The 23,386-nt window shown below is 65.3% G+C and carries 15 protein-coding genes; 11 read left to right on the forward strand and 4 right to left on the reverse strand.

What is annotated here, in order from left to right; genetic code table 11:
• Positions 1-78 precede the first annotated feature (78 nt).
• Both SPHV1_RS00670 and SPHV1_RS00675 read right to left on the reverse strand, forming a co-directional pair.
• Positions 79-2,775: a TonB-dependent receptor domain-containing protein gene (locus tag SPHV1_RS00670; protein ID WP_054944224.1), complete on the reverse strand. Its 2,697-nt coding sequence runs from the start codon at positions 2,773-2,775 to the stop codon at positions 79-81.
• An 89-nt stretch (positions 2,776-2,864) separates the two neighbouring features.
• A complete protein-coding gene (locus SPHV1_RS00675; protein WP_054944225.1) occupies positions 2,865-4,463 on the reverse strand; it encodes a hypothetical protein in 1,599 nt (532 codons plus the stop codon).
• A 289-nt stretch (positions 4,464-4,752) separates the two neighbouring features.
• On the opposite strand from SPHV1_RS00675, the gene SPHV1_RS00680 reads away from it, so the two are divergent.
• From SPHV1_RS00680 to virB11, 8 genes are all read left to right on the forward strand, one after another.
• Positions 4,753-5,127: a hypothetical protein gene (locus SPHV1_RS00680; RefSeq protein ID WP_054944226.1), complete on the forward strand. Its 375-nt coding sequence runs from the start codon at positions 4,753-4,755 to the stop codon at positions 5,125-5,127.
• 248 nt (positions 5,128-5,375) lie between these two features.
• Complete coding sequence (locus tag SPHV1_RS00685; protein WP_082430710.1) at positions 5,376-5,732, forward strand: TrbC/VirB2 family protein; 357 nt, start codon at positions 5,376-5,378, stop codon at positions 5,730-5,732.
• Positions 5,733-5,743: 11 nt separating this feature from the next.
• Positions 5,744-6,025: a type IV secretion system protein VirB3 gene (locus SPHV1_RS00690; RefSeq protein WP_007012094.1), complete on the forward strand. Its 282-nt coding sequence runs from the start codon at positions 5,744-5,746 to the stop codon at positions 6,023-6,025.
• Between the two features lie 28 nt (positions 6,026-6,053).
• A complete protein-coding gene (locus tag SPHV1_RS00695) occupies positions 6,054-8,486 on the forward strand; it encodes a VirB4 family type IV secretion/conjugal transfer ATPase (protein WP_054944228.1) in 2,433 nt (810 codons plus the stop codon).
• A gap of 7 nt (positions 8,487-8,493) precedes the next feature.
• Positions 8,494-9,726 (forward strand): type IV secretion system protein, encoded by a 1,233-nt coding sequence (locus tag SPHV1_RS00700; RefSeq protein ID WP_054944229.1) that lies wholly within the window; start codon positions 8,494-8,496, stop codon positions 9,724-9,726.
• Positions 9,723-10,562, forward strand: coding sequence for a TrbG/VirB9 family P-type conjugative transfer protein (locus SPHV1_RS00705; protein WP_054944230.1), 840 nt, complete (start codon positions 9,723-9,725; stop codon positions 10,560-10,562). The genes SPHV1_RS00700 and SPHV1_RS00705 overlap by 4 nt, the downstream gene beginning before the upstream one ends.
• A 3-nt stretch (positions 10,563-10,565) precedes the next feature.
• Positions 10,566-11,654 carry a TrbI/VirB10 family protein gene (locus SPHV1_RS00710; protein WP_054944231.1) on the forward strand — a complete coding sequence of 363 codons (1,089 nt, stop codon included), beginning with the start codon at positions 10,566-10,568 and terminating at the stop codon, positions 11,652-11,654.
• A gap of 6 nt (positions 11,655-11,660) precedes the next feature.
• Entirely contained in the window at positions 11,661-12,704 is a 1,044-nt protein-coding gene (gene virB11, locus SPHV1_RS00715) for a P-type DNA transfer ATPase VirB11 (RefSeq protein ID WP_054944232.1), read from the forward strand.
• A 46-nt stretch (positions 12,705-12,750) separates the two neighbouring features.
• Here virB11 and SPHV1_RS00720 read toward each other — a convergent pair whose 3' ends face one another.
• A complete protein-coding gene (locus tag SPHV1_RS00720) occupies positions 12,751-14,244 on the reverse strand; it encodes a Ppx/GppA family phosphatase (RefSeq protein WP_054944233.1) in 1,494 nt (497 codons plus the stop codon).
• 45 nt (positions 14,245-14,289) lie between these two features.
• Positions 14,290-16,473 (reverse strand): RNA degradosome polyphosphate kinase, encoded by a 2,184-nt coding sequence (locus tag SPHV1_RS00725; protein ID WP_054944234.1) that lies wholly within the window; start codon positions 16,471-16,473, stop codon positions 14,290-14,292.
• A gap of 144 nt (positions 16,474-16,617) precedes the next feature.
• Here SPHV1_RS00725 and SPHV1_RS00730 point away from each other — a divergent pair, with 144 nt between their 5' ends.
• The 3 genes from SPHV1_RS00730 to SPHV1_RS00740 are packed head-to-tail and all read left to right on the forward strand — an operon-like array spanning position 16,618 to position 23,379.
• Positions 16,618-20,019 (forward strand): DUF2126 domain-containing protein, encoded by a 3,402-nt coding sequence (locus SPHV1_RS00730; protein WP_054944273.1) that lies wholly within the window; start codon positions 16,618-16,620, stop codon positions 20,017-20,019.
• Positions 20,009-22,498 carry a circularly permuted type 2 ATP-grasp protein gene (locus tag SPHV1_RS00735; RefSeq protein WP_054944235.1) on the forward strand — a complete coding sequence of 830 codons (2,490 nt, stop codon included), beginning with the start codon at positions 20,009-20,011 and terminating at the stop codon, positions 22,496-22,498. The genes SPHV1_RS00730 and SPHV1_RS00735 overlap by 11 nt, the downstream gene beginning before the upstream one ends.
• Positions 22,498-23,379: a transglutaminase family protein gene (locus tag SPHV1_RS00740; RefSeq protein ID WP_054944236.1), complete on the forward strand. Its 882-nt coding sequence runs from the start codon at positions 22,498-22,500 to the stop codon at positions 23,377-23,379. The genes SPHV1_RS00735 and SPHV1_RS00740 overlap by 1 nt, the downstream gene beginning before the upstream one ends.
• The last annotated feature ends 7 nt before the right edge of the window (positions 23,380-23,386 follow it).

The raw sequence follows: 23,386 nt of genomic DNA on the forward strand, positions 1-23,386 counted from the left end.
GGCCGGGGGGGGCGCCCGGCCCCCGAGGTTGCCGTAGGAAGGGCAGGGACCTTCCCAGTGAGGATCAGGATCCTCGGGTCAGAACTTGAATGAGGCCGACGCGGAGAAGGTCCGGCCGACGCGGTAGGTGTTGTAGTCCACCCGGCCATCGACGAAGGACTGGTATTCCTCGTGCTTCCGGCCCGTCAGGTTGCGGCCTTCGAGCTTCAGTTCGATTTCCTTGTTACCGACCATGAAGCCCTGGCGAACGACCAGGTCGACGGTCAGGCCGGGATATTCGAAGATGTCCGGCTGGCCCGAGTTCGCAAGACCGCGGCTGACCGCGCGTTTGCTTGCGTAGTTGATCAGGATCGTCTGCTGGGAAAGGCTGTCGGTGTCCTCGAGCCCGATCTGCAGGTTGGCGATGTGTTCCGACTGACCGGTCAGCGGTGCGCCGTCGCGGAAGTAGTCGGTCGCCAGCGACGTGCCGGTACCCGCACCATAGATGCGCAACAGGTCGCTGTCGCTGACCTTCAGCTTGGACTTCGTGTAAGTGTAGTTGCCCATGAGCATCAGCCTGCGGGTCTCGAAGAACTTGCCGCCCAGGCTATCCAGGTAGAAGTACTTCTGCAGCTCCAGCTCGGCGCCGTAAAGGTCGGCGCTCGGCGCGTTGGCATAGGACGTGATGAAGGTTTCCGAACCTGTCAGGAAGGATTCGATCGGCTTGTCGATCTTCTTGTAGAAGGCACCCACCGACATGCGCTGGTCGCGATCGAAGTACCATTCGTAGCGGCCTTCGATGTTGGTCAGCTTGCTGTCTTCGAGGAACGGGTTGCCCTGATAGGTGCGGTTCGAATCGGGGTCGAAGTACGGTTGGTACAGCAGTTCGCGGAACTGCGGGCGGGCAATCGTCTTCGAACCGTTGAGGCGTACCTGCATGCTCGGATTGATCTCGTAGGTGAGCGTCAGGGCCGGCAGGAAGTACTCGTTCTTGAGATCGGTAGCCTTGCTGGGATCGGCGCCGATCGGGCGCAGGATCGTCGACTCCTTGGCATATTCCCAGCGCACGCCGACATCGAAGGAAAGCTGGTCGGTCAGCGCGCCTTCGAGCTTGCCGTAGAAGGCGTGGTTGAGCAGGCGGGAATCGAACTGGGCGGTGCTGGCTTCCGGCTCGCGCAGCTCGAGGCCGTAGTTTACGCCATAGTCCTGCAGGTACCAGGTGCCCGGCTGAAGCAGGACGTCGAGGCGAAGCAGGCCGAAGTTGGAGATCTGCGTCTGGTCGCCGTTCGCATAGATCGCGAAGGACCGCCGCGTGTTGGTGCGCGAATTGATCTGGTAGGCATAGCCGACGCTGCCGGTCCAGCCGGGGCTGTAGGTATGCGCAAGATCGACGCCTGCCGACCACACGTCCTCGTTCAGGCGCGAGAAGGTGATCGTCGTCGGGTCCTGGTTGCCGTTGCCCAGGCGATTGACGAAATACTGCCCGTACTTGTCGCTATCGACATTGGTGCGCAGGTACTCCGCCTCGATCTCGAAAGGTGCGAGGCGCTTCGAGTTCGCATAGCCGGCGCGCACGTCGATCGAGGTGTCGTCGGCCGGCTTGAATTCGCCGACGAACTGCGTGTCGATGAGCTGACGTTCGTACCAGGCCGTCGTCTGGTTCATGTAGTCAGCCTGGATGTTGTTCTCGCGCTTGCCGAGACTGAGGCTGGTGTGCTTGACCGTGTCGTGGATATAGACGTTGGTCCAGCGGATCTTGTTCTCGCCCCACTCGAGGCCAAGGCCGAGCAGGCCATTGCCGACGATGCGGTTGTCGGTGTTGACTGCGTTGAAGTTCTCGAACAGCTGGCTGGGCTCAGCCGTGGTGCCCTGCGCACGCTGACGGATGATGTCCTTGGTCTGCGTCGTGTTCGAATAGCTGGCAGCGGCGATCACGCCGAGCGTGGCATCGCCGAGTTCTATCGCGGTGCCGCCGGTAATGCCGCCCGAGAAGTTCGGCTGGGTCTTGGTGTCCTTCTGGACGACGGCATTGCGGCCGTTGACCAGAATGCCGCCAAGCTGCTTGGCGAGGTCACCGGTAGGATCGATGACGGTGTTGCTGTTGAAATAGCTCTGCAGCGACTTGGGAATGGAGCGGTTGCCGTTGTCCCAGCCCGTCCAGTCGGTCTTGCTGCCGTAATAGCTGTAGCTCAGCTTGTTCGTGGTCTCGGTATCCCAGCCAAGGCCGCCGCTGACCGTGAGGAAGCTCTCGGTCGGAATGGCCTTGGTGGTGAGGTTGATGACACCGCCGCCGAACTCGCCGGGGAAGTTCACCGAATAGCTCTTCTGGACGAGCGAGGAGGCGACGATGCTGGTCGGGAACAGGTCGAGCGGAACGACGCGCTTGAGCGGCTCGGGGCTGGGCAGCGGCGAGCCGTTGAGCAGGGCCAGCGAATAGCGGTCGCCAAGGCCGCGCACGTAGACATATCCGTTGCCGACGACGCTGAGGCCGGTCACGCGACCGAGGGCACCGGCAATGTCGCCTTCGCCGGTACGGGCGATTTCCTGGGTAGAGAGCACCGAAATGACCTGCGGTGCGATGCGCTGGATGTTGCGATCGCGGTGGCCGGTGACGATGATCGCGCCGCCGGGCATCGAGATTTCGGGCGCGTCTTCCTGCGTGGAAGTGTCAGCCTGATCGTTCGATGCGCTGTTGGCGTCTGTGCTGGTCGAGGCGCTTTCCTGAGCCGAAGCCATGGCAGGCGTCAGCATCGCGGTGGAAAGCAGCAGCAGCGAAACAAGCCGCGGCTTGGTCATTTGATGTCCCCCTGGAACAAGTATCGATGCGAAGAGGGGGACGGCCGAATTCGGACCGCCCCCCTTGTCGTTAGTTATGGGCGGCCGGATCAGGCGGTCGGCAGCGAGGTGCAGCTCTTGCCAGATCCGAAGTTGGCGGTCGCGTTGTCGCAGGTCCAACCCTTGTACCAGGTGTCGCTCGCGTCCTTTACCGCACCGATGTAGGTGACGGCGTCGAAGAAGCTCGAGAGCGTCTTGATGTCGGCGTAGCCAGCCTTGCCGGCTTCGTTGGCACCGTTGACGAAGGTGTTGGACAGGGTCGAGGTGAAGGCATCGTCGTTCAGGCTGGTGCCCGAAGCGAACTGCGAAGCCGAGTAGCCGGCAGCGTTCGTGCCGCTGTCGATGTACTTGGTCGAGCCGCAGGACATGACGGTCGAATAGGCCTTCAGAGTCGCCGGGGTGGTGCCCGAGCCGTTCAGACGGAGGCATTCGTTGTTGGGCGTGTTGATGATGCCGTTGACCCAGGTGATGTCCGAGTTGCCGCGGATCAGGACCGAAGCCTGGTCGTTCGATTCGTTGTTCGAGCTCGAGCTGGGCTGAACGCCGGTGAAGTTGGCGATCACGGTCTTCTGACGCGGGGTGTCGGATTCGGCACCGTTCGAGTCGATTTCCATCAGCGCGTCGCCACCGCCGTTGCGCTGCAGCAGCATGACGTACTGGAAGTAGCCTTCCAGGCCGGTGTCGAGGTCGAGGCTGTCATCGTCTGCGTTGACCGAGATGTAGTGCTTGAACTGCACCTTGCCGCCGAAGAATTCGGCGCCGTCGTCCGAGCTGTTGACCGACTGGAAGTAGTCGAGCGTGGTGCCCGAGCCGACGCCTTCGGCGGTCAGCGACTGCAGTTCCTTGCCGTTGCTCAGGACATAGCCCGAGTAGCGGATCTGGACGTACTTCATGGTGCCGGCGTTGTAGGCGTTGTCCTGACCGCCGAAGACGGCCTTGTTGACCGCGCCTTCGGTGTCGCGCTCACAGGTCTTCGCGGCGGTCGAACCGTAGTTGCAGTCGGTCACGATGCCACGGCCGAGCAGCACGACGCCGCCCCACTGGCCCTGCGAGCTGTCGTCGTTGGTGCCGACAACGTTCTGGCGGCTGGTGAAGATGATCGGCTGCGAGGCAGTGCCGACAGCATTGATCTTGTTGCCACGGTTGACGGCGAGCCAGGCGGCTTCCGAACCGTTTTCGCCGTAGATGATGACGCCCGGATCGATCGTCAGGGTGACGTCGGTGTCCGCGGTCAGCGAACGGCCGTTGCAGCTGGCGGTCGTGGTGGTGAAGGGCGAACCCGAAGTCGGGGCCGAGAAGCCGCCATCGCAGCCGACGTCGACGCGGCCGTTCAGGCGATAAACGACGCCGGCGACCTTGGGCAGGCTCGAGCTGACGTCAACCAGGGCGGGAAGGGTGCACACGCGCCACGAACCTTCGGGGCCGGTGATCGTGCCGCTGTCGGTCAGGCCGCCGGTGGCGTTGAAGGTCGGGCAGCTGGCAGCCGCGACGACGGTGCCGGTGCCCGAAGTCGGGGTCGGGGTCGGAGCGGGCGTCGGGTTGTTGATCGTGATGCCGCCAGCACCCGGCGACGAGATGTCGTCGGCGCCGCAACCGGCAAGAGCAAGTGCGCTGCAGCCAACGAGCAGCAGACCAGAAATTTTCTTCACGTGAATTCCCCCGTTTTACAGGTCGGACGAAGCGGCGAATCCGCCTTCGTTGAGGGGGCGTTTAGGGTGGGGGGGTGACAGTTTGTTGGCGATCCAATGACAGAAATATGCACTTATGTGACCGACATATGACCATTAGACGATAACAGCCCGACTTGTCCGTGCGACTCGCCTTCAGAGGCGGGATTCATGCTCAGATTGCAGTTTTATGACAGTTGCGTCATTTTCTTGAGGTCGCAGGTTTTTCCGCAGAAGATGCCTCAATCGCAAGAATGTCCGGGAGTGTTGCATGTCGCTATCCTTACTCGTCGCAAGTGTCCTCATGGGGCAGTCGGCCTTTTCGCTGACGCTCGAAGTTCGTCCCCAGGACGAAGTCGATGTCGCCTACGAGGAGCTGGCGGCCGGGAAGAATGAAGAGGCCATCGCCAAGCTGCAGCGCATGGGCGCTGCCCAGTCCAATGATCCTGCTGCCCTGATCAACCTGGGAACCGCCTATGCCCGCGTCGGCATGGCCCAGCAGGCCATGGTCAACTACAAGGCGGCCGCAGCCAGCCCAGAGCGCTACGATCTAGAACTGGCGGATGGCTCGTGGATGGATTCGCGCTGGGCGGCGCGCAAGGCCATGCAGGGCATCGCTTCCGGCCAGACCCTGGCAGTGCGCTGACCGGCTCCGGCCTACTGTTTTTCGGGCCGGGGCAGCGCCCCGGTCGACAACCGGCAATCGCACGCTGGCCTTTCGGGTAACACTTTATAATAATGGTCGCCAGTATAGTGGGGCCGTCGGGGAGGGCCGGCGGCCCTTGCTACGTACCTGAAACAGTGACTGGCGATTGCAATATGACTGTCTCTTTAGCCGTCTCATCGTCACACACTTGTCATCATGGTGGCGCACTTGGCCCTCACACGGAGGGCATGGTGATTCGAGATTCTTTCATTCGTACCCGCGCTGATCGCGGAATTTCCACGGCTTTTGCCGCGTTTTTTGCGGCCATGGGCATGGCGCTGATGCCGAATCTGGCCAGCGCGCAGACCGTCAATACGCAGGATCCGGCCGGAAGCGGACCGATCGTCGCGGCACTGGGCTGGCTGCAGGGCACGCTGCTCGGCAATGTCGCCACTGCGGTTGCGGTCATGGCCGTGGCCGCGGTCGGCTTCATGATGCTGACCGGCCGCATGAACTGGCGTTTCGGCGCGACCGTCATCATCGGTTGCTTCGTGCTGTTCGGCGCCGGCGCGATCGTTTCCGGCATCCAGTCGGCGGCGGGCTGAGGGCGCGGCTGATGAGCCTGGCCCGCTATCCCGTCCATCGCGCGCTCACCCGGCCGCAGATGTTCGCCGGGGTGACATACAGCTTCTTCATCATCAACGCTGCGGTGACGACGGAGATCTTCCTCATCACCAAGAGTTTCTGGGCGCTGCCAGCGGCGCTCGCGATCCATGGGGTCGGATACCTCGCATGCTTGCGCGAACCCCGGGTATTCGACCTCTGGATCGCCAAGGTGAGCAAGTGCCCGCGCGTCGCCAACTGGCAGCGCTGGGGTTGCAACAGTTACGCACCCTGAGATCGATTCGGGGGTGGGGAGTACAGACATGGCGCCAAAGACGAAGTCGCGACGCGCAATCCCGGGCCTGAAGGGCTGGGCCGGCAAGGAAGCCCTTGTCGGTGACCGGCTGCCCTACCAGGCCCAGGTCGATGAAAACGTTGTGCTGCTGCGCGACGGTTCGGTAATGCTGTCGCTGATGGTTCCGGGCCTCGCCTTCGAAACCGCCGATACCGACGAGTTGAATGCCCACGTCGCAACCCGCGAAGTGCTGCTGCGCTCCTCGCTCGATGCGCGTTTCGTGCTTTACCACCACGTGATCCGCCGCCGCGTCGAGATCGAGCTGGAAGGCCATTTCGACGATCCGCTTGCCGCGCATATCGATTCGCGCTGGCGGGCCCGCACCGGTTCGGGGGCGCTGTTCGTGAACGACCAGTTCATTACCCTTGTCCGCCGCCCCGCGCGCGGCAAGGCGGGCTGGGCCGACAAGCTTTCCCGCATGATGAAGCGCAAGGGCGGCGAGGCGGTAGAGGCCGATCCCGCCGACGTACGCTCGCTGCGTGCCGCGGCCAGCGCCATGGTTGCCTCGCTCGGTTCGTACGGCGCAAGGATGCTGGGCGATTACGACACGCCCAAGGGCCAGTGCTCCGAAGTGCTCGAGCTGCTTTCGGCGCTTTACAACGGCGAGATGCGGCCCGTGCGGCGACCTGCCGAAGGCACCGATATCGGACACATGCTGCCCTATCGCCGGATCAACTTCGGCATGGACGCACTGGAACTGCGCGGGGCATCGAACGCCTCGTTCGCTTCGGTCGTCAGCCTCAAGGACTATCCCGATTCGACCGCTCCGGGCCTGACGGACGCGCTGTTGCGCCTGCCCTGCGAGCTGGTCCTGACCGAGACTTACGCCCCCTGCGACCGCCAGATCGCGCGTGAACGCATCGACCTCGCGATCCGCCGCCTGCGTTCGGCCGACGAGGAAGCGATGGCCGAACGCCGCGAGATGGCGAGCGCCCGCGATTCGCTCGGTACCGGTGCCGTCGGCTTCGGCGATCATCACCTATCGGTGCTGGTGCGCGCCGAATCGCTGGAAGGGCTCGACGAAGTGACCGCGATGTGCGCTGCCTCGCTGGCCGATGCCGGGGCTGTTGCCGTGCGCGAGGAAGTCAATCTCGAGCCGGCCTTCTGGGGCCAGCTTCCCGGAAACGAGGGCTTCATCGTCCGCCGTGCGCTGATTTCCAGCGCCAACATGGCCTGTTTCGGCAGCCTGCACGGTTTTGCGATGGGGCAGGCGAGCGGGAATCACTGGGGCGATGCGGTGACGCTGCTGTCGACCACCAGCTCGACGCCGTTCTTCTTTAACTTCCACCAGGGCGACCTTGGTAATTTCACCGTCATCGGTCCGTCGGGATCCGGCAAGACGGTGGTCATGAACTTCCTCGCCGCCCAGGCGCAGAAGTTCGCGCCGCGCACGATCCTGTTCGACAAGGACCGCGGCGCCGAAGTGTTCCTGCGTGGAATCGGCGGCACCTACAGCCGCGTCGCCGCCGGACATCCCACCGGGTTCAACCCGCTTTCGCTGCCCGATACGGCCACCAATCGGGCTTTCCTGCGCGACTGGCTGGGCGTCCTGCTCTCGGCCAATGGTCCCGAGGAATTGGCGACGATCGCCGGCGCGGTCGATGCCGCCTATGCCAACGATCCGAGCCTGCGCCGTCTCTCGTATTTCCGCGAACTGCTGGCCGGTTCGCGTCGCCCGCAGCCCGGCGATCTCGCGTCGCGCCTCGATGCCTGGATCGGCGGGGGCGAACATGGCTGGCTGTTCGACAACCAGCAGGACCGGCTCGACCTTTCGGCCCGCGTACTGGGCTTTGACATGACCGCGCTGCTGGAAAGCCCGCGCCTGCGCACGCCGGTCATGATGTACCTGTTCCACCGCATCGAGGAACGCCTCGACGGCGAGCCGACGATGATCCTGATCGACGAGGGCTGGAAGGCGCTCGACGACGAGGTCTTCGCCGCGCGCATCCGCGACTGGCTCAAGACCCTGCGCAAGCGCAATGCGCTGGTCGGTTTCGCGACCCAGTCCGCGCGCGACGCGCTCGACAGCAAGATCGCCACGGCGCTGGTCGAGCAGACCGCGACGATGATCTTCATGCCCAATGCGCGCGCGCGCGCCGAGGACTACTGCGAGGGCTTCGGCCTGACCCAGCACGAACTCGACGTGATCCGCACGCTGCCCGCGCATTCGCGCTGCTTCCTGATCCGCCAGTCCGATGCGTCGGTCGTGGTCCGGCTCGACCTCGCCGGAATGCCGGAAGTTCTGACCGTCCTGTCGGGCCGCGAGAGCACGGTGCGCAAGCTCGACACCTTGCGTGAGCGCTACGGTGACGATCCCGCGGCCTGGTACCCGGTGCTGACCGGCATGAACTGGCCGGGCGACGCCGAAGATGGAGCCGCCTGGATCCAGGCGGCCGAGTGAGCGGGCGATGAGCGGCACCTGTCAGCAACTCGCGGAAATGGCCTCGGCGGGCGTCGCACCGGCGCTGCGCGCGGTCGACTGCATGGCCGGCGAGACGATTTCCTCGGCCTTCGCCCGCCTGTTCGGCGCGGACGGCGCGCTGGCGCCGGTGCTGACGATCCTGCTCACGCTCTACATCGCCTTCTTCGCCTTCTCGCTGATCACCGGCCGTTCCACGCTCGGCATTTCGGCGCTGACCCCGCGGATGCTCACGCTCGGTCTCGTGCTGACTTTCGCTACGAGCTGGATCGCCTACCAGAACGTCGTGTGGAACCTCGCCATCGGCGGGCCCGACTGGATCGCCTCGATCCTGATGGGAGCCAAGGGTTCGGCGACGCAGATCTTCGGCGACCGCATCGACATCGTCTTCCAGGCCATCGGCGAAGCTTCGCAGAACGCCAGCAACGGTGCTGGCGGTGACGGCGGCGCGCAGGCGCAGGCTGCCGCGCAGGGGGGCATGTTCACCCCTACCAGCGTGATGTGGCTGGGCGCGCTGATCCTGTTGCTCGGTACCGTCGGTATCCTGCTGACCGCGCGCATCGCCCTTGCGGTGCTGCTGGCGCTGGGCCCGATCTTCGTTGTCATGGCGCTGTTCGGCGGCACCCGCGGATTGACGGCGGGCTGGCTGCGCGGGGTCGTGCTGACCGCGGTCACGCCTCTCTTCGTCGTGCTGGGCGGGGGCATTTCGCTCGAACTGCTGGTGCCAATCGTCGCAAAGCTGGTGCAGGGCGCGCAGCTGGGCGAGATCGACGGTCGGGCGGCGATGGCGCTGTTCCTCGTCGCCGCCGTGCATATGGCGCTCATGGGCATGGTGCTCAAGGTCGCCGGGACTCTGGTTTCCGGCTGGAATGTCTTCGGTCTTTCCGGAGCGGGCAGTTCGGGCAAGTCGCGGGGCGACACCGGATATGCCGCTGCGCCGACTTATGCTGCGGCTGCACCTGTTGCGCCGCTGCTGCCGGCCCAGAGCCGCACCCCGGCGGTTTCCGCCGCAAGCGCTGCGGCCATGCACGAATCTGCGCACGGCGGTGGCTCCGAAGCGGGCCGGGCGGGCGATCGCCGCACCGTCGTGACGCAAGTGACGGGCGGCGGCGTCGAGCCGCTCGGCCCGAGCAGGGACGCGCGGGCGCGCGGCATCGGCAGCCGCTTTCGCAGCGCATCAAACGATACCGGCCGGATGCCGGCAAAGGAGAAGATTCGATGATCCGCCACAAGGCATGGGGCTTCGCCTCCGCACTGTTGGCCCCCGCAGCGCTCGCGCCGGTCCTGCTGGCCGTCGCCACTCCGGCCTTGGCCGAGGATTCGCGGCTGGTCGATCATCCCTATGACGAGAACGAAGTCGTGCGCATCGATGGCAAGGCCGGGGTGCAGGCGACGATCGCTTTCGGCAAGAACGAGGCGATCGAGAACGTCGCGGTCGGGGATTCGCAGAAGTGGCAGATCACGCCGAACAAGCGCGCCGACCTGCTCTTCGTGAAGCCGCTGGAGGCCAGCGCGCGCACCAACATGACCGTGGTGACCAATCGCCACACCTATTTCTTCGACCTCGTCGCGACGCCCCGCTCGAAGCCGCTCTACATGCTGCGCTTCACCTACAAGGACGAGCCGCAGGATGCGCCGGTGCCCGGCGGCGAGGGGCTCGAGGGCCTGCAGCCCGCCGAACGCGCGCTGGCCGAGGCCGATCCGATGGCGCTGCCGGCCGATCCGGCGGCCCTGAACTTCTCGTGGAAGCGCACCGGCTCGGCCAAGCTGCAGCCGACGCGGATCTACGACGATGGCGAGCAGACCTATCTGCTCTGGCCCGAGCGCACGCCGGTTCCGGCCATTCTCATCAAGAACGAGAAGGGCGATGAAGGCCCGGTCAACTACGCCGTGCGCGGGTCGACGATCGTCCTGGCCGAAGTGCCCAACCTGATAATCCTGCGCTCAGGCAAGGCCACGGCCGAGCTGGAACGCAGCGGAGAAGTCCGCACCAGCGCGGCGGTGGCCGCGAACACGCCCGATGCCGGCTCGACCCCGGCCTCTTCGAAGGGGAACTGAGACATGGCGCCCAATTCTTCCCTGCGCGAACGCTTCGACAATGCAGCCCAGGACGATCCGCGCGAAGGCGAGGGCGCACAGGTCATCGACCTCGCGACCCGCAACGTCTTGCCGCAGGTCAGCCAGCGCAAGAAGGGCGACGGCCTCGGCCTGGCTGCGGGTGTTCTGATCGTAGCGGCGCTGGGTGGTGTGACGCTGTGGACCATGGACGCGGCCCGTAACGGCGCCCCCCAGCAGGCGCCGGCCCCGGCGGCCAATCCAAACGAGGTTCCGGTACCGACCCCGGCACAGGTCGCGCAAAGGCCGGCCCCGGCGATGCCCGCGCCGCAACCCGCCCCGGAGCCGCAGCCCGTGCTGGCCGCGCCGCCCGCTGCCAACCCGGGCGCTGCCACGGCATCCAATCCTTTCGCCAGCCCGACCGTCGTCTTCGATTCCAGCGGCTCCGTCGCCGCGGCGCCGGTTGCCGGACCGGCAGACGGCAAGGGTACCGGCAATGCCAACGACGATTTCGCCGCCCGCGTCGGCGGTACGGGCACGACGGCAGCCGCCGCGCGCTCGTTCGATCCCTCGACCACGGTCACGCAGGGCACCCTGATCCCGGCAGTGCTGGAAACCGCCATCGATACCGACGTGCCCGGCTACGTCCGCGCCATCGTCTCCACCGACGTGCGCAGCTTCGATGGCAAGCATGTCCTCGTGCCCCGTTCCTCGCGCCTGATCGGCCAGTACAAGAGCGGGTTGTCTGCAGGCCAGAAGCGCGCCTACGTGATCTGGAGCCGCCTGATCCGTCCCGATGGCGTCTCCGTGAACCTGGGTTCGCCTGCGATTTCCTTCGGCGGTGAAACCGGTCTGCCCGGCAAGGTCAACAGCCACTTCTTCGAACGCTTCGGTTCGGCGATGCTGCTCTCGGTCGTCGGCGGCCTGACGACGATCGCTTCGGGCGGAACCGGCGTCGTGATCTCCGGCGGCCAGTCCGCCGCGGCCAGCGCGGTGCAGTCCGGCTCGACGATCGGCCCGACGATCCGCGTACGCCAGGGCGAGCCGATCCGCGTCTTTACCGCCAAGGACCTGGACTTCAGCGAGGTCCAGTGATCCCACATGGCAGACGTTCTTCCCCTGCAGCCGGACCGCGCGGCGCCCGTGTCTGAGTTCGAAGCCGAACTCGATCCGCAGCTGCCGCGCAGCGTCTATCTCGACGCCTACCTGGCGCCGCTGCGCCCCTGGCTCGACCGTGAGACGGTGACCGAAATCCTCGTCAACCGCCCCGGCGAAGTCTGGGTGGAAGATGCCGCACATCCCGGTATGCAGCGCATTGCCCTGCCGGAAATGGACAGTTGCCTGCTGCAGCGCCTTGCCGAGCAGGTGGCCCGCATCAGCCATCAGGGCATCAATCGCGAGCACCCGCTGCTTTCGGCAACGCTGCCGGCCTATGGCGGGCAGAGCGGTGCGCGTATCCAGTTGGTCGGCCCGCCTGCGACGCGCGCCAACTGGGCGCTGGCGATCCGCCGCCATCGCCTGCTGGAACTGCCGCTCGATGCCTACGATCGCGGCCCGATCCCGGCCCCGGTCGAAGAAGCGATGCCCGATCCGCTGGCAGAGCCGATTTCCTTCCTGCGCGAAGCGATCCGCCGCCGCCGCACGATCCTGATTTCGGGCGGCACCTCGACCGGCAAGACGACATTCCTCAACGCCATGCTGTCCGAGATTCCGGCGCATGAGCGCGTCGTTCTCGTCGAGGATACCGCCGAACTGCGCCTGCCGGGCGCGAACGGCGTTGGCCTGATCGCCGTGAAGGGCGAATTGGGCGAGGCCAAGGTTTCGGCCAACGACCTGCTGCAGGCCGCGCTGCGACTGCGCCCGGACCGCATCGTCCTGGGCGAATTGCGCGGCAACGAGACAGTGAGCTTCCTGCGCGCGATCAATACCGGCCACCCCGGTTCGTTCTCGACCGTCCACGCCAATTCGCCGCGCGGCGCGCTAGAACAGATCGCGCTGATGTCGATGCAGACCGGCATCGGCCTGACCCGCGCCGAGACACTGGAATACGCGGCATCGGTGATCGACATCGTCGTCCAGCTCGACCGTCGCGAGGGCAAGCGCGGCATCAGCATGATCGCCGAGAGCCGGACGCTGGTACACTGAGGGTGCGGCCGGTACCGGTCGCGACCTTACCTGACCTGTCGGAATCTCAGCTGGCGGCGAGCGCCTGCGTTTCGTTGCGGCCGGAGACCATGACGCGCCATTCCAGCTTGAGCCACTCGGCCAGTGCGCGCAGGTCCTTGCCGATCCCGGCGCTGTAGAGCGCCCGCACCGTTTCATCGAGCGAGAGAACGAGGCGGCCGTTTTCGAGGGTGAGCGAGCTGTGTTCAAGCGCCAGTGGCGTACAGCCGGTGAGGCGGCGGCACAGGCGCACCGCAAGGCCCCAGGTGATGCCGCGGTCGAGGTCGGCGCGGTCGGCAAGCTTGCAGAACTGTTCGGGGACTTCGGTCAGGCCCGAATTGGCAAACACGGTCATCGCCATCATCGCGCGACCGCGCTTGTCTAGGCCGATCCAGCGTTTGCGCAGGGCCCAGGTCATGGCCTCTTCGGTGCGCATGTTGGGCTCGGTGCGCATGGCTGCCAGCGCGAGCAGGGTGGATGCCTTGCGCAAGTTGCCTTCGCCGGGGGCATCCTCGCAGACCTGCGCGGTCCAATCGGTGACGGCCGCGGCAGCCTTGGGCGAGGCGAAGGCGGTGCGGGCAAAGCCGCTGACGCTTGCCAGCATCGGGTCCTCTGCCTTCACATTGTCCGGCAGGTGCTGGAACAACAGGCCCTCGCGCAGGCCCCACGACGAGAAGATCAGGCGCGAGGGCGCGGTTTCGTCGATGAGCTGGGCCAGCAGGGCTGCCGCATCTGGGAGGGTCGCCATGCGCGAATTGGTTATGCGCGGGTCGGCTTTCTCGAGCTTGCCCTTTTCGAACTTGCGGCACAGCTTGAGCGCTTCCTGCGCCGAGATCTCGAAATCGTGGGGATCGTCCAGCGGCCAGTCGATCTCGCGCATCGCCTGCAGGGCCAGTGCGCGCCAGGAGCCGCCGACGATGTAAAGCGGCAGGTCCTTGCCCCGCTTCCAGTCCCGCTCGGCCAAGGCATGACGCACGGTATCGGCAAAACTATCCGGCCCTGCAGCGCGCAAGTCGGGCAGGCGCAGGGTGCCGAAGGGCAGGGTGATGCCACCGGGCATGACCTCGCCGTCCATCTCCACCAGTTCAAGACTGCCGCCGCCAAGGTCAGCCGCGATGCCTTTCGCTCCGGGGAAGGCCGCGATCACGCCGGTCGCACTCGTGCGCGCTTCCTCGTCGCCCGAAAGCAGGCGCGGGGAGAGGCCATAGCTTTGCACTTCAGCCAGGAATTCCGGCCCGTTGGAGGCATCGCGCGCCGCTGCCGTGGCCACGCATTCGATATTGTCGACCTGCATCAGGCGGAGCAGTTCGGCAAAGCGGGCCAGCGCCGAAAGCGCCGTTCGCATCGACTTTTCGGAGATCGCGCCGGTCCTGCCCATGTCCTTGCCGAGACGGGCGTTGACCTTTTCGTTGAGAATCACGACGGGTGCGCGCGCCGGGCCGTTGTAGACCACCAGACGCACGGTATTCGACCCGATGTCGATGATCGCGCGTTTCTCGCTCGTGTGGCTGATGCTGTTCATTCTGACTGGACGAATCGCATGGCCCCGGGTTCAGGGGCACCTATGTCAGATATTACCGCGTCTAAGCGAGAGCTTTGGTACTTTTCGTCCACTGGCAATTGATGCGCCGCGCCCCGACAGCGACGGATTGGTCATGAAATAGCGGTGAAGATTGAAGGGGTTGTCGCTTTCACCGACCCTCTCATAATGCCCGTCGGGCGCCAGCATCCAGCTTTGCTCGGTATCGAGCAGATTGGCCAGCATGACCTGGTCCAGCACCTGATCATGGACGGTCTTGTTGCGCATCGGCACCATGACTTCGACGCGGCGGTCCAGATTGCGGCTCATGGCGTCGGCGGACGTGATGAAGACATGGGCCTTGCGATTGGGCAGTTCCGCGCCATTGGCGAAGGCCCAGATCCGCACATGCTCGAGAAAGCGGCCGATTACCGACTTGACGGTGATGTGCTCTGACAGGCCGGGAATGCCGGGACGAAGGCAGCAGATACCGCGCACGACCAGCATGATCTCCACTCCGGCCTGGCTGGCATCGTAGAGCCGGTCGATCAGTTCGGGATCGGTCAGCGAGTTCATCTTCGCCCAGATCGCGGCCGGTTTGCCCGCAGCGGCATTGGCGATCTCGGCGTCGATGCATTCGTAGAGTTTCGGGCGCAGCGAGATCGGCGATATCGCAAGCACCTCGGTGCTCTTGGGCTCGACGTAGCCGGTGATGAAGTTGAACAGGCGCACCGCGTCGCGTCCAGCAGCCGGATCGGCGGTGAAGTAGGACAGGTCGGTATAGATGCGCGCGGTGATCGGGTGGTAGTTGCCGGTGCCGAAGTGGCAGTAGGTGCGGTGGCCTTCGCCTTCGCGGCGCACGACCATCGAGACCTTGGCGTGGGTCTTCCAGTCGACGAAGCCGTAGATCACCTGGACCCCGGCGCGCTCCAGCTGGCTTGCCCAGAGCAGGTTCTGCTCTTCGTCGAAGCGGGCCTTGAGCTCGACGACGGCGGTGACCGACTTGCCTGCCTCGGCTGCGGCGATCAGCGCCGAGATGATCGCCGACTGCTTGCCTGCACGGTAGAGCGTCTGCTTGATCGCCACGACATCCGGGTCGCCCGCAGCCTGGCGCAGGAAGTCGATCACCACCTCGAAGCTCTCGTAGGGGTGCTGGATGACGATGTCCTTCTCGCGAATGGCGGCGAAGATGTCGCCGTCATGTTCGAGAATGCGTTCGGGATAGCGCGGCGAATAGGGTTCGAACTTCAGCTCGGGCCGGTCTTCGTCGCAGATCGCCGAAAGGCCGGAGAATCCGATGATCCCATCGGTCTTCATGATCAGCGCACGGTCGAGGCCGAGCTGGTTGCGCAAAAGGTCTTCCGCGGCGGGATCGAACTTGCCCTGCAGTTGCAGCACGATGACGAGGCCGCGCCTGCGCCGCTGGATTGCCGTGCGGTAGTAGCGTACGAGGTCCTCGGCATCTTCCTCGATCTCGATGTCGCTGTCGCGCAGGATGCGGAACACGCCGTGGCCGTTGACGGCAAAGCCGGGGAAGATCTGGTCGGTGTTGCGGCAGATCAGGTCCTCGATCGAGATCCAGGCCGCTTCCTCACCGGGAATGCGCACGAATCGCGGCAAGGAGGAGGGGATCAGCACCATCTCCATCACCGGGGAATCGTCTGCAAGGCGCGTCAGCGAGAACAGGACGCCGATCCCCTGGTTGGCGACGAAGGGGAAGGGGTGCGCAGGGTCGATCGCCTGCGGGGTGATCACCGCCATGATATGTTCGAGGAAGTAGTCGGTCAGCCAGGCCTCGCCCGCCTTGTCGAGCCGTTCGTCGCCGATCACGCGCACGCCGGCATCGCCCAGGAGGCGCTTGAGTTCGGTCCAGGCTTCCTGCTGGACCGATTCCAGCTGCAGCACTTTCTCATGGATCGCGGTCAGGGCCTGTGAAGGCGTGGAGCCGTCGATGGAGATCTCCTCGATCTGGCGGCGGACCTGTCCGGCGATGCCGGCGACGCGCACCATCAGGAATTCGTCGAGGTTGCTGCCCGAGATCGAGAGGAAACGCAGTCTTTCGAGCAGCGGATAGTTCCGGTTTGTTGCTTCGGCGAGGACGCGTTGGTTGAAGGCCAGCCAACTCAATTCGCGGTTGAAGTAACGTGCAGGCAAAGTCGCCAGCTTCGAATTGTCGCAGCTTTCCGAAATCTCGACCGATTCGCTTGCCTGAAGCATGTTTTCCTTGTTCATCCCGTACTGACTGGCAGTGCACAAGCATGCCACGATGACAGTTCCGGGACAATTACGTCACTTGTCCAGAAATCCTGCCGTTTCTGTGCCATTGGACACCGAACATCGTTGCAGTGCAACATGGTTTGCCGCAATGTTGTCCTGATGATCAAGGCGGCACTGCACCATCTCACGCGCTACCGCTACTCGCGGCGGGTGCATCTCGGCCCTCAGGTGATCCGGCTGAGGCCGGCGCCGCACAGTCGCACGCAAGTGCCGAACTATTCCCTCAAGATAAGTCCGCCCGAACATTTCCTCAACTGGCAGCAGGACCCGCACGGCAACTGGCTGGCGCGCGTGGTCTTTCCCGATCCGGTCGATCACTTCTCGATCGAGGTCGATCTGTTGGCCGAACTGGCCGTCATCAATCCCTTCGATTTCTTCGTCGAACCGGACGCGGAAGAATATCCCTTCTCCTATTCCGAGGCGATGAAGGCGGATCTTTCCGCCTATTTCGAAACCGAGCCGCAGGGCCCGCTGTTCGAGGAACTGGTTGCCAGCCACTCGAGCTATGAAGGCCGCACGGTCGACTTCCTGGTCGAGATCAACCGCAAGCTGCAGGAGCGGATCAACTACGTGATCCGCATGGAATCGGGCGTCATGACGCCGGAGGAAACCCTGCAGGTCGGCACCGGTTCGTGCCGCGATTCCGCATGGCTGCTGGTCCAGCTGCTGCGTCGCCTGGGCTTCGCGGCGCGGTTCGTGTCCGGCTATTCGATCCAGCTTGTCGCCGATGTCATACCCAAGGAAGGGCCCAAGGGCGTTCTTGAGGACGTGACCGACCTGCATGCCTGGGCCGAGGCTTATGTACCCGGGGCCGGGTGGATCGCGCTCGACGCGACTTCGGGCATGTTTGCGGGCGAAGGCCATATCCCGCTCTGCGCGACCCCGCACTATCGCTCGGCAACCCCGATCGAGGGCATGGCCGAACCGGCCGAAGTCGATTTCCACTTCGAGATGGACGTCAGCCGCATTGCCGAGGCGGTCCGCATCACCAGGCCTTTCACCGACGAACGGTGGGACGCGCTGCTCGAACTGGGTGACAAGGTCGATGCAGACCTCGATGCAGGCGGCGTCAACCTGACGATGGGCGGCGAGCCGACATTCATTGCCGCTGCCGATTTCGAAGCGGACGAATGGAACGGTGGCGCGGTCGGCCCGACCAAGGCGGCCTATGCGGACAAGCTGATCCGCCTCCTGCGTGACAAGTTCGCGCCCGGTTCGCTGCTCCACCACGGGCAGGGCAAGTGGTACCCGGGCGAAAGCCTGCCGCGCTGGGGGTTTTCGATCTACTGGCGCAAGGACGGCGTGCCGATCTGGAAGGACCAGTCGCTGATCGCCGGTGAGAGGCCGCTGGAAAAGGGCGGGGATCCCGATCCGGTGCCGACGATGGACGTCTCTGCGGCGGAGACCCTGTTGCGGGAAACTGCCCGGGGGCTGGGGCTGGAGGACGATTTCGTCCAGCCCGTCTTCGAGGATATTCCCGCGTGGAACGACCGGGAACAGGAACTGCCGGTCAACGTCACGCCGCTCGAACCCAAGATCGACGACGAGGAACTGGCGCGCCGCTTCAGGCGGACTTACCGGCGCGGCCTGCACAAGCCGGTCGGCTATGTCCTGCCGGTCCAGCGCTGGAATGCGGCGGACCAGTCGATTCCGCGTTGGAAGAGCGAGCGTTGGAAAGTGCGCAAGGGCCTGCTGACGGCCGTGCCGGGCGATTCCGCGATCGGCTATCGCCTGCCGCTTGGCGCGCTGCCATTCGTGCCGTCCTCGGACTATCCTTATATCCACCCGCGCGACACGGCCGAGCCGCGCGAGCCGCTGGCCGATTTCCGCGCACAAGTGGTCGCCAAGGGGCAGGACATGCGCGAAGTGGGCACTGCCGACGGCGACCGGCCCGCTTCCCGCGAAGGCCAGCGGGCTCAGCGCGTCGCCGCTGCCGAAGGGCCGCAGGCACAGGAGATCGTCGAGCAGGAGATCATCGACGGCGCCGTGCGCACGGCCATGACCGTGGAGCCGCGCGGGGATTACCTTGCCGTCTTCATTCCGCCGACCGAGAGACTGGAAGACTATTTCGAACTCGTCGCGGCGGTCGAGGTCGTTGCCGAGGACAAGAGCCTGCCGGTGCGCATCGAAGGATATGCGCCGCCGCCCGACCCGCGCCTGCAGGTGCTCAAGGTCACGCCCGACCCGGGCGTCATCGAGGTGAACATTCATCCTTCGGCATCGTGGCGCGAAACGGTGGAGATCACCGAGACGCTTTACGACTGCGCCCGCGAAGTGGGCCTGACCGCCGACAAGTTCATGGTCGACGGCCGCTCCATCGGCACCGGCGGCGGCAATCACATCGTTCTGGGCGGACCGAGCCTGCTCGATAGCCCCTTCATCCGCCGTCCGGACCTGCTCAAGAGCTTTGTCACCTACTGGCAGCGCCACCCTTCGCTGAGCTACCTGTTCTCCGGCCTGTTCATCGGCCCCACCAGTCAGGCTCCGCGTATCGACGAGGCGCGCCACGATGCACTCTACGAGCTGGAGATCGCGTTGGCGCAAGTGCCCGGCCCGGACCAGGAGCAGCCCGCGCCCTGGGTGGTCGATCGCCTGTTCCGCAACCTCCTGGTCGACGTCACCGGCAACACCCATCGCACCGAGATATGCATCGACAAGATGTTCTCGCCCGACGGTCCTACCGGGCGGCTGGGCCTGGTCGAGTTCCGCGGTTTCGAGATGCCGCCGGACGCGCGCATGTCATTGGCTCAGCAGCTCCTCCTGCGGGCGCTGACCGCGTGGTTCTGGAAGCAGCCGCTCGACGGCTCGCTGGTGCGCTGGGGAACGCAACTGCACGACCGCTTCATGCTGGGTCATTTCGTCTGGGCCGACTTCCTCGACGTGCTCGATGATCTGTCCCAGGCCGGCTACCATTTCGATCCGGCCTGGTTCGAGGCCCAGCGCATGTTCCGTTTCCCGGTCCACGGCGAAGTCGAGGGCGGGGGCGTCACGCTGGAGATCAGCCACGCGCTCGAGCCATGGAACGTCTTGGGCGAAACCGGGGCCATCGGCGGGACGGTCCGCTATGTCGACAGCTCGACCGAGCGCCTGCAGGTCAAGGCCACCGGGCTCGTCCCCGGTCGCCACGTGATCTCCTGCAACGGGCGCCGCGTGCCCCTGACGATGACCGCATCGGGCGAAGGCGTGGGCGGGGTGCGCTACAAGGCATGGGCGCCTGCGGAGTGCCTGCACCCGATGATGGCCGCCCATGCGCCGCTGACTTTCGACATACTCGACTTGTGGAACGACCGCTCGCTGGGCGGCTGCGTCTATCACGTCGCCCATCCCGGGGGGCGCAATTACGACAGCGTTCCGGTCAATGGCTACGAGGCCGAAGCCCGCCGCAAGGCGCGGTTCCAGGACCATGGCCACTCTCCGGGGCCGCAGCCGATGCCGCCCGAGGAGTCTCCGGGGGAATTCCCCTATTCGCTGGACCTGAGGCGACCGCCACGTGTCATCTAGTCCACCCAGCGAGGCCGGGGAGAGGCCGCCCGGATGGCTTGACGGATATCCTGCCGAGGCGTCCCGCGGTGACCTGTTCCGCGATGCGACAGAGCCTGTGGCCGCGCGCTGGAAGGCCGTGGTCGCAAGCCTGGCCGCCAAGGCGGAAGGCGATCCGTCCACTCTGCAGGATGCGGCGGCCCGACATGCTGCTGATCTTGGCGTCACCTTTCGCGTAACCGGCGACGAGGATGAGCGGGCCTGGCCGCTCAACGTCATGCCGCTGATCATTTCCGCCGACGAATGGGCGAAAGTCGAGCGCGGCCTCGTCCAGCGCGCCACGCTGATGGAGCAGCTGGCCGCGGACATCTACGGCCCGCAGCGGCTGGTCAGGGAAGGGCATTTGCCTGCCGGCGTCATCGCCGGAAGTCCTTTCTTTGCCCGCAAGATGATGGCGATGGGCCCCCGGCAGGGCCGTTTCATCCATGTCTATTCCGCCGATCTCGCTCGCGGTCCCAAGGGGCAGTGGCGCATCCTCAACGACCGGGTGCGCATTGCCAGTGGCGTTGGCTACGCGCTCGAAAACCGGCTGGCGATGGGGCGTACGACCGACAACCTGATGGTCGAGACGCGTGTTCGCCGACTGGCCGATTTCTTCGCCCACATGCGCGAGGGCATGGCGGCGGCCTGCAACCGGGATCATCCGCGCGTCGCGCTGCTGACGCCGGGGCGCTTCAACCAGACTTACGCCGAACAGGCCCACCTTGCCCGCTACCTCGGCTTTCCGCTGGTCGAGGGACGCGATCTATCCGTGCTCGACCAGCGGCTCTACGTCGGCACGATTGCCGGGCCCAAGCGCGTCGATGCGGTGTGGCGCTGGATCAACACCAATTCGCTCGACCCGCTGACTTTCGATGCCAAGTCGCAGATCGGTGTGGCCAATCTCTACGACGCCTGGGACGCGGGCGGGGTGGAAATGGTCAACTGGCCGGGTGCCGAAGTCCTCGAATCGCCGGCCTTTGCCGCCTTCATGCCGCGCCTGTGCCGGGTGCTGCTGGGCGAGGAACCGCTGCTGCCCAACATCGCTACCTGGTGGTGCGGGCAGGCGGCGGAAAGTTCGGCGGTTGCCGCCCGGCTGGACGAACTGACGGTCCTCCCGGCCTTCGGCCAGCGGGTGGAGGGCCTGCCCTCGCGCCGCGCCGTCGAAGGGCGCTCGCTCAGCGACAGGCAGCGCACGGCCCTGCTCGAGGCGCTGTGGCGACGGCCGATGGACTATTGCGGGCAGGAGATCGTTCACCTGTCCACCACGCCAGCGGTCATCGATGGCGAGATCGTGCCGCGCCCCTTTACGGTGCGCGCCTTCGTGGCCCGAACCGCCGATGGCAGCTGGACGGTCATGCCCGGCGGCTTTGCACGCCTGTCGTCCTCGAACGGATTGCCGACCACGCTGATGGGCGCAGGCGATCTCTCCGCCGACGTCTGGATCGTCGATGACCGCCCGATGGAGGCCCATTTGCGGTCCATGCTGTATGAGGAACCTCCGGTTTCGCGCGGCGGTGGCATCCTTGCATCGCAGGCGGCGGACAACCTGTTCTGGTTCGGTCGCTACAACGAACGGGCCGAAATGACGGTGCGGATCGTTCGCACCATCCTCGACAGCTCGGTCGAGATCGACGGCAGCCTTTCCGCGCAGGGCAACGTGCTGCAGGGGCTGATCGGAATGCTCGTCGCGCGCGGCGCGATCACCCCCAAGATGTCCGGCCAGCCCGCTGCGGCCATCTGCGCAGCCGCACTGTCCGATGCTGCCGAACCGGGCAGTGCCACTGCCCTGCTGCATCGCCGCCAGGAAGTGGGGCTGTCCTTGCGGGAGCGCTTTGCCCGCGACTTCTGGCGCATCGTCAGCCGGCCGATGCCGATGGTCGACATGCACCGACCGCAGAGCATGCTCTCGACAGTGCGCTGGCTGACGGAGCATTTCAGCGCGCTCGCCGGCCTTGTCTCGGAAAACATGGTGCGCAGCGCCGCCTGGCGTTTCCTGGAGATCGGCAAGCGGCTGGAGCGTGCGCAGGCGCTGTGTCGCACGGTCAACTGGCTGGTGCGCGACGGGGACGACAGCGAGGTGCTGGGCGCCCTGCTGGACTTGTGCGACAGCCAGATCATCTACGGTTCGCGCTACCTGACGCAGCCGATGATCAATCCTGTCCGCGATCTCGTCCTGCTCGATCCGGACAATCCGCGCGCGCTCGTCTTTCAGGTGGCCGAAATCGTCGCCCATCTCGAAGCCTTGCCCAGCGTCAGCGACGACAACCTGCCAGAGCCGCCCTTGCGTGCGGCGCGGGCGCTTTTCGGCGAACTTCAGGCCGCAGCGGCTCAGGACATGACCTCGGAGCGGCTGGCCGACATCGAAGCGCGCCTGCTTGAGCTTTCCGACGCCATCTCCCTGCGCTATTTCCTGCAATTCGATCGCGACGAGGCAGAAAAGCGAACGCGACTTTTGTAATGCGCTATTCCGTCAGCCATATCACGACGCTGGATTACGCGGCGCCGGTCAGTCTTGCGCAGTTCAACGTGCGGCTGCGTCCGGCCGCCTGGCCCGGGCAGGCGGTGAGCGATTTCGCCCTGAGCGTCGATCCCCAGCCAGCGCAGATCGTTGACAGCGACGGCGGCTATTACATCAACGAATCGCGTTTCACCCTGCGGCAGCCGATCCGTCACCTGCAGATCGAGAGCCGCTTCACGGTGGACAAGGAATCGCTGCCGTTCTTCGTCACCGGGGCCCCGGGGCCCGATCTGGCCGAGATCCGCGAAACCGCGATGAAGTTGCCCGATCTTTCGCCGCTGGGTCCGGCCTCATACATCTATGCCTCGCCGATCGCCGCGCTGGAGCGCGACATTGCACTGTGGGCCAGCGGGTTCCTGACCGAGACGATGCCGGTGATGGAAGCCGGGCGCGTGCTGATGGAGACCATCCACCAGCAGTTCGCATACGATACCAAGGCCACCGCAACCGATACGCCGCCGATCCAGGCGTTCAACAATCGCCACGGGGTCTGCCAGGATTTCAGCCACATCATGATCATCGCGGCGCGGGCGCACGGTATTCCGGCAGCCTATGTCAGCGGCTATCTGCGCACGATCCCGCCTGCCGGGCAGGCACGGCTGGTCGGGGCCGATGCCATGCACGCCTGGGTCAACCTGTGGTGCGGCGAGGATCTGGGCTGGGTGGGCTTCGATCCGACCAATGCCCTGCTGGCGGATACCGATCACATTTTCGTCGGCATGGGACGGGACTATGGCGATGTCGCACCTCTGGACGGAACGTTCCGCGGCGGTGCGCAGCAGAGCATGCATTTTTCCGTCGACGTCGCCCCGCTGGACTGAGCCTTCA

Origin of the sequence: Novosphingobium sp. KN65.2 (genome assembly GCF_001368935.1) — a bacterium.
GTDB lineage: Bacteria > Pseudomonadota > Alphaproteobacteria > Sphingomonadales > Sphingomonadaceae > Novosphingobium > Novosphingobium mathurense.

Excerpts from the sequence above, each read along its gene's own strand:
- SPHV1_RS00670 (WP_054944224.1), bottom strand. The coding sequence starts at position 2,775 with ATGACCAAGCCGCGGCTTGTTTCGCTGCTGCTGCTTTCCACCGCGATG.
- SPHV1_RS00680 (WP_054944226.1), top strand. The coding sequence starts at position 4,753 with ATGTCGCTATCCTTACTCGTCGCAAGTGTCCTCATGGGGCAGTCGGCC.
- SPHV1_RS00685 (WP_082430710.1), top strand. The coding sequence starts at position 5,376 with ATGGTGATTCGAGATTCTTTCATTCGTACCCGCGCTGATCGCGGAATT.
- SPHV1_RS00690 (WP_007012094.1), top strand. The coding sequence starts at position 5,744 with ATGAGCCTGGCCCGCTATCCCGTCCATCGCGCGCTCACCCGGCCGCAG.
- SPHV1_RS00695 (WP_054944228.1), top strand. The coding sequence starts at position 6,054 with ATGGCGCCAAAGACGAAGTCGCGACGCGCAATCCCGGGCCTGAAGGGC.
- SPHV1_RS00700 (WP_054944229.1), top strand. The coding sequence starts at position 8,494 with ATGAGCGGCACCTGTCAGCAACTCGCGGAAATGGCCTCGGCGGGCGTC.
- SPHV1_RS00705 (WP_054944230.1), top strand. The coding sequence starts at position 9,723 with ATGATCCGCCACAAGGCATGGGGCTTCGCCTCCGCACTGTTGGCCCCC.
- SPHV1_RS00710 (WP_054944231.1), top strand. The coding sequence starts at position 10,566 with ATGGCGCCCAATTCTTCCCTGCGCGAACGCTTCGACAATGCAGCCCAG.
- virB11 (WP_054944232.1), top strand. The coding sequence starts at position 11,661 with ATGGCAGACGTTCTTCCCCTGCAGCCGGACCGCGCGGCGCCCGTGTCT.
- SPHV1_RS00720 (WP_054944233.1), bottom strand. The coding sequence starts at position 14,244 with ATGAACAGCATCAGCCACACGAGCGAGAAACGCGCGATCATCGACATC.
- SPHV1_RS00725 (WP_054944234.1), bottom strand. The coding sequence starts at position 16,473 with ATGAACAAGGAAAACATGCTTCAGGCAAGCGAATCGGTCGAGATTTCG.
- SPHV1_RS00730 (WP_054944273.1), top strand. The coding sequence starts at position 16,618 with ATGATCAAGGCGGCACTGCACCATCTCACGCGCTACCGCTACTCGCGG.
- SPHV1_RS00740 (WP_054944236.1), top strand. The coding sequence starts at position 22,498 with ATGCGCTATTCCGTCAGCCATATCACGACGCTGGATTACGCGGCGCCG.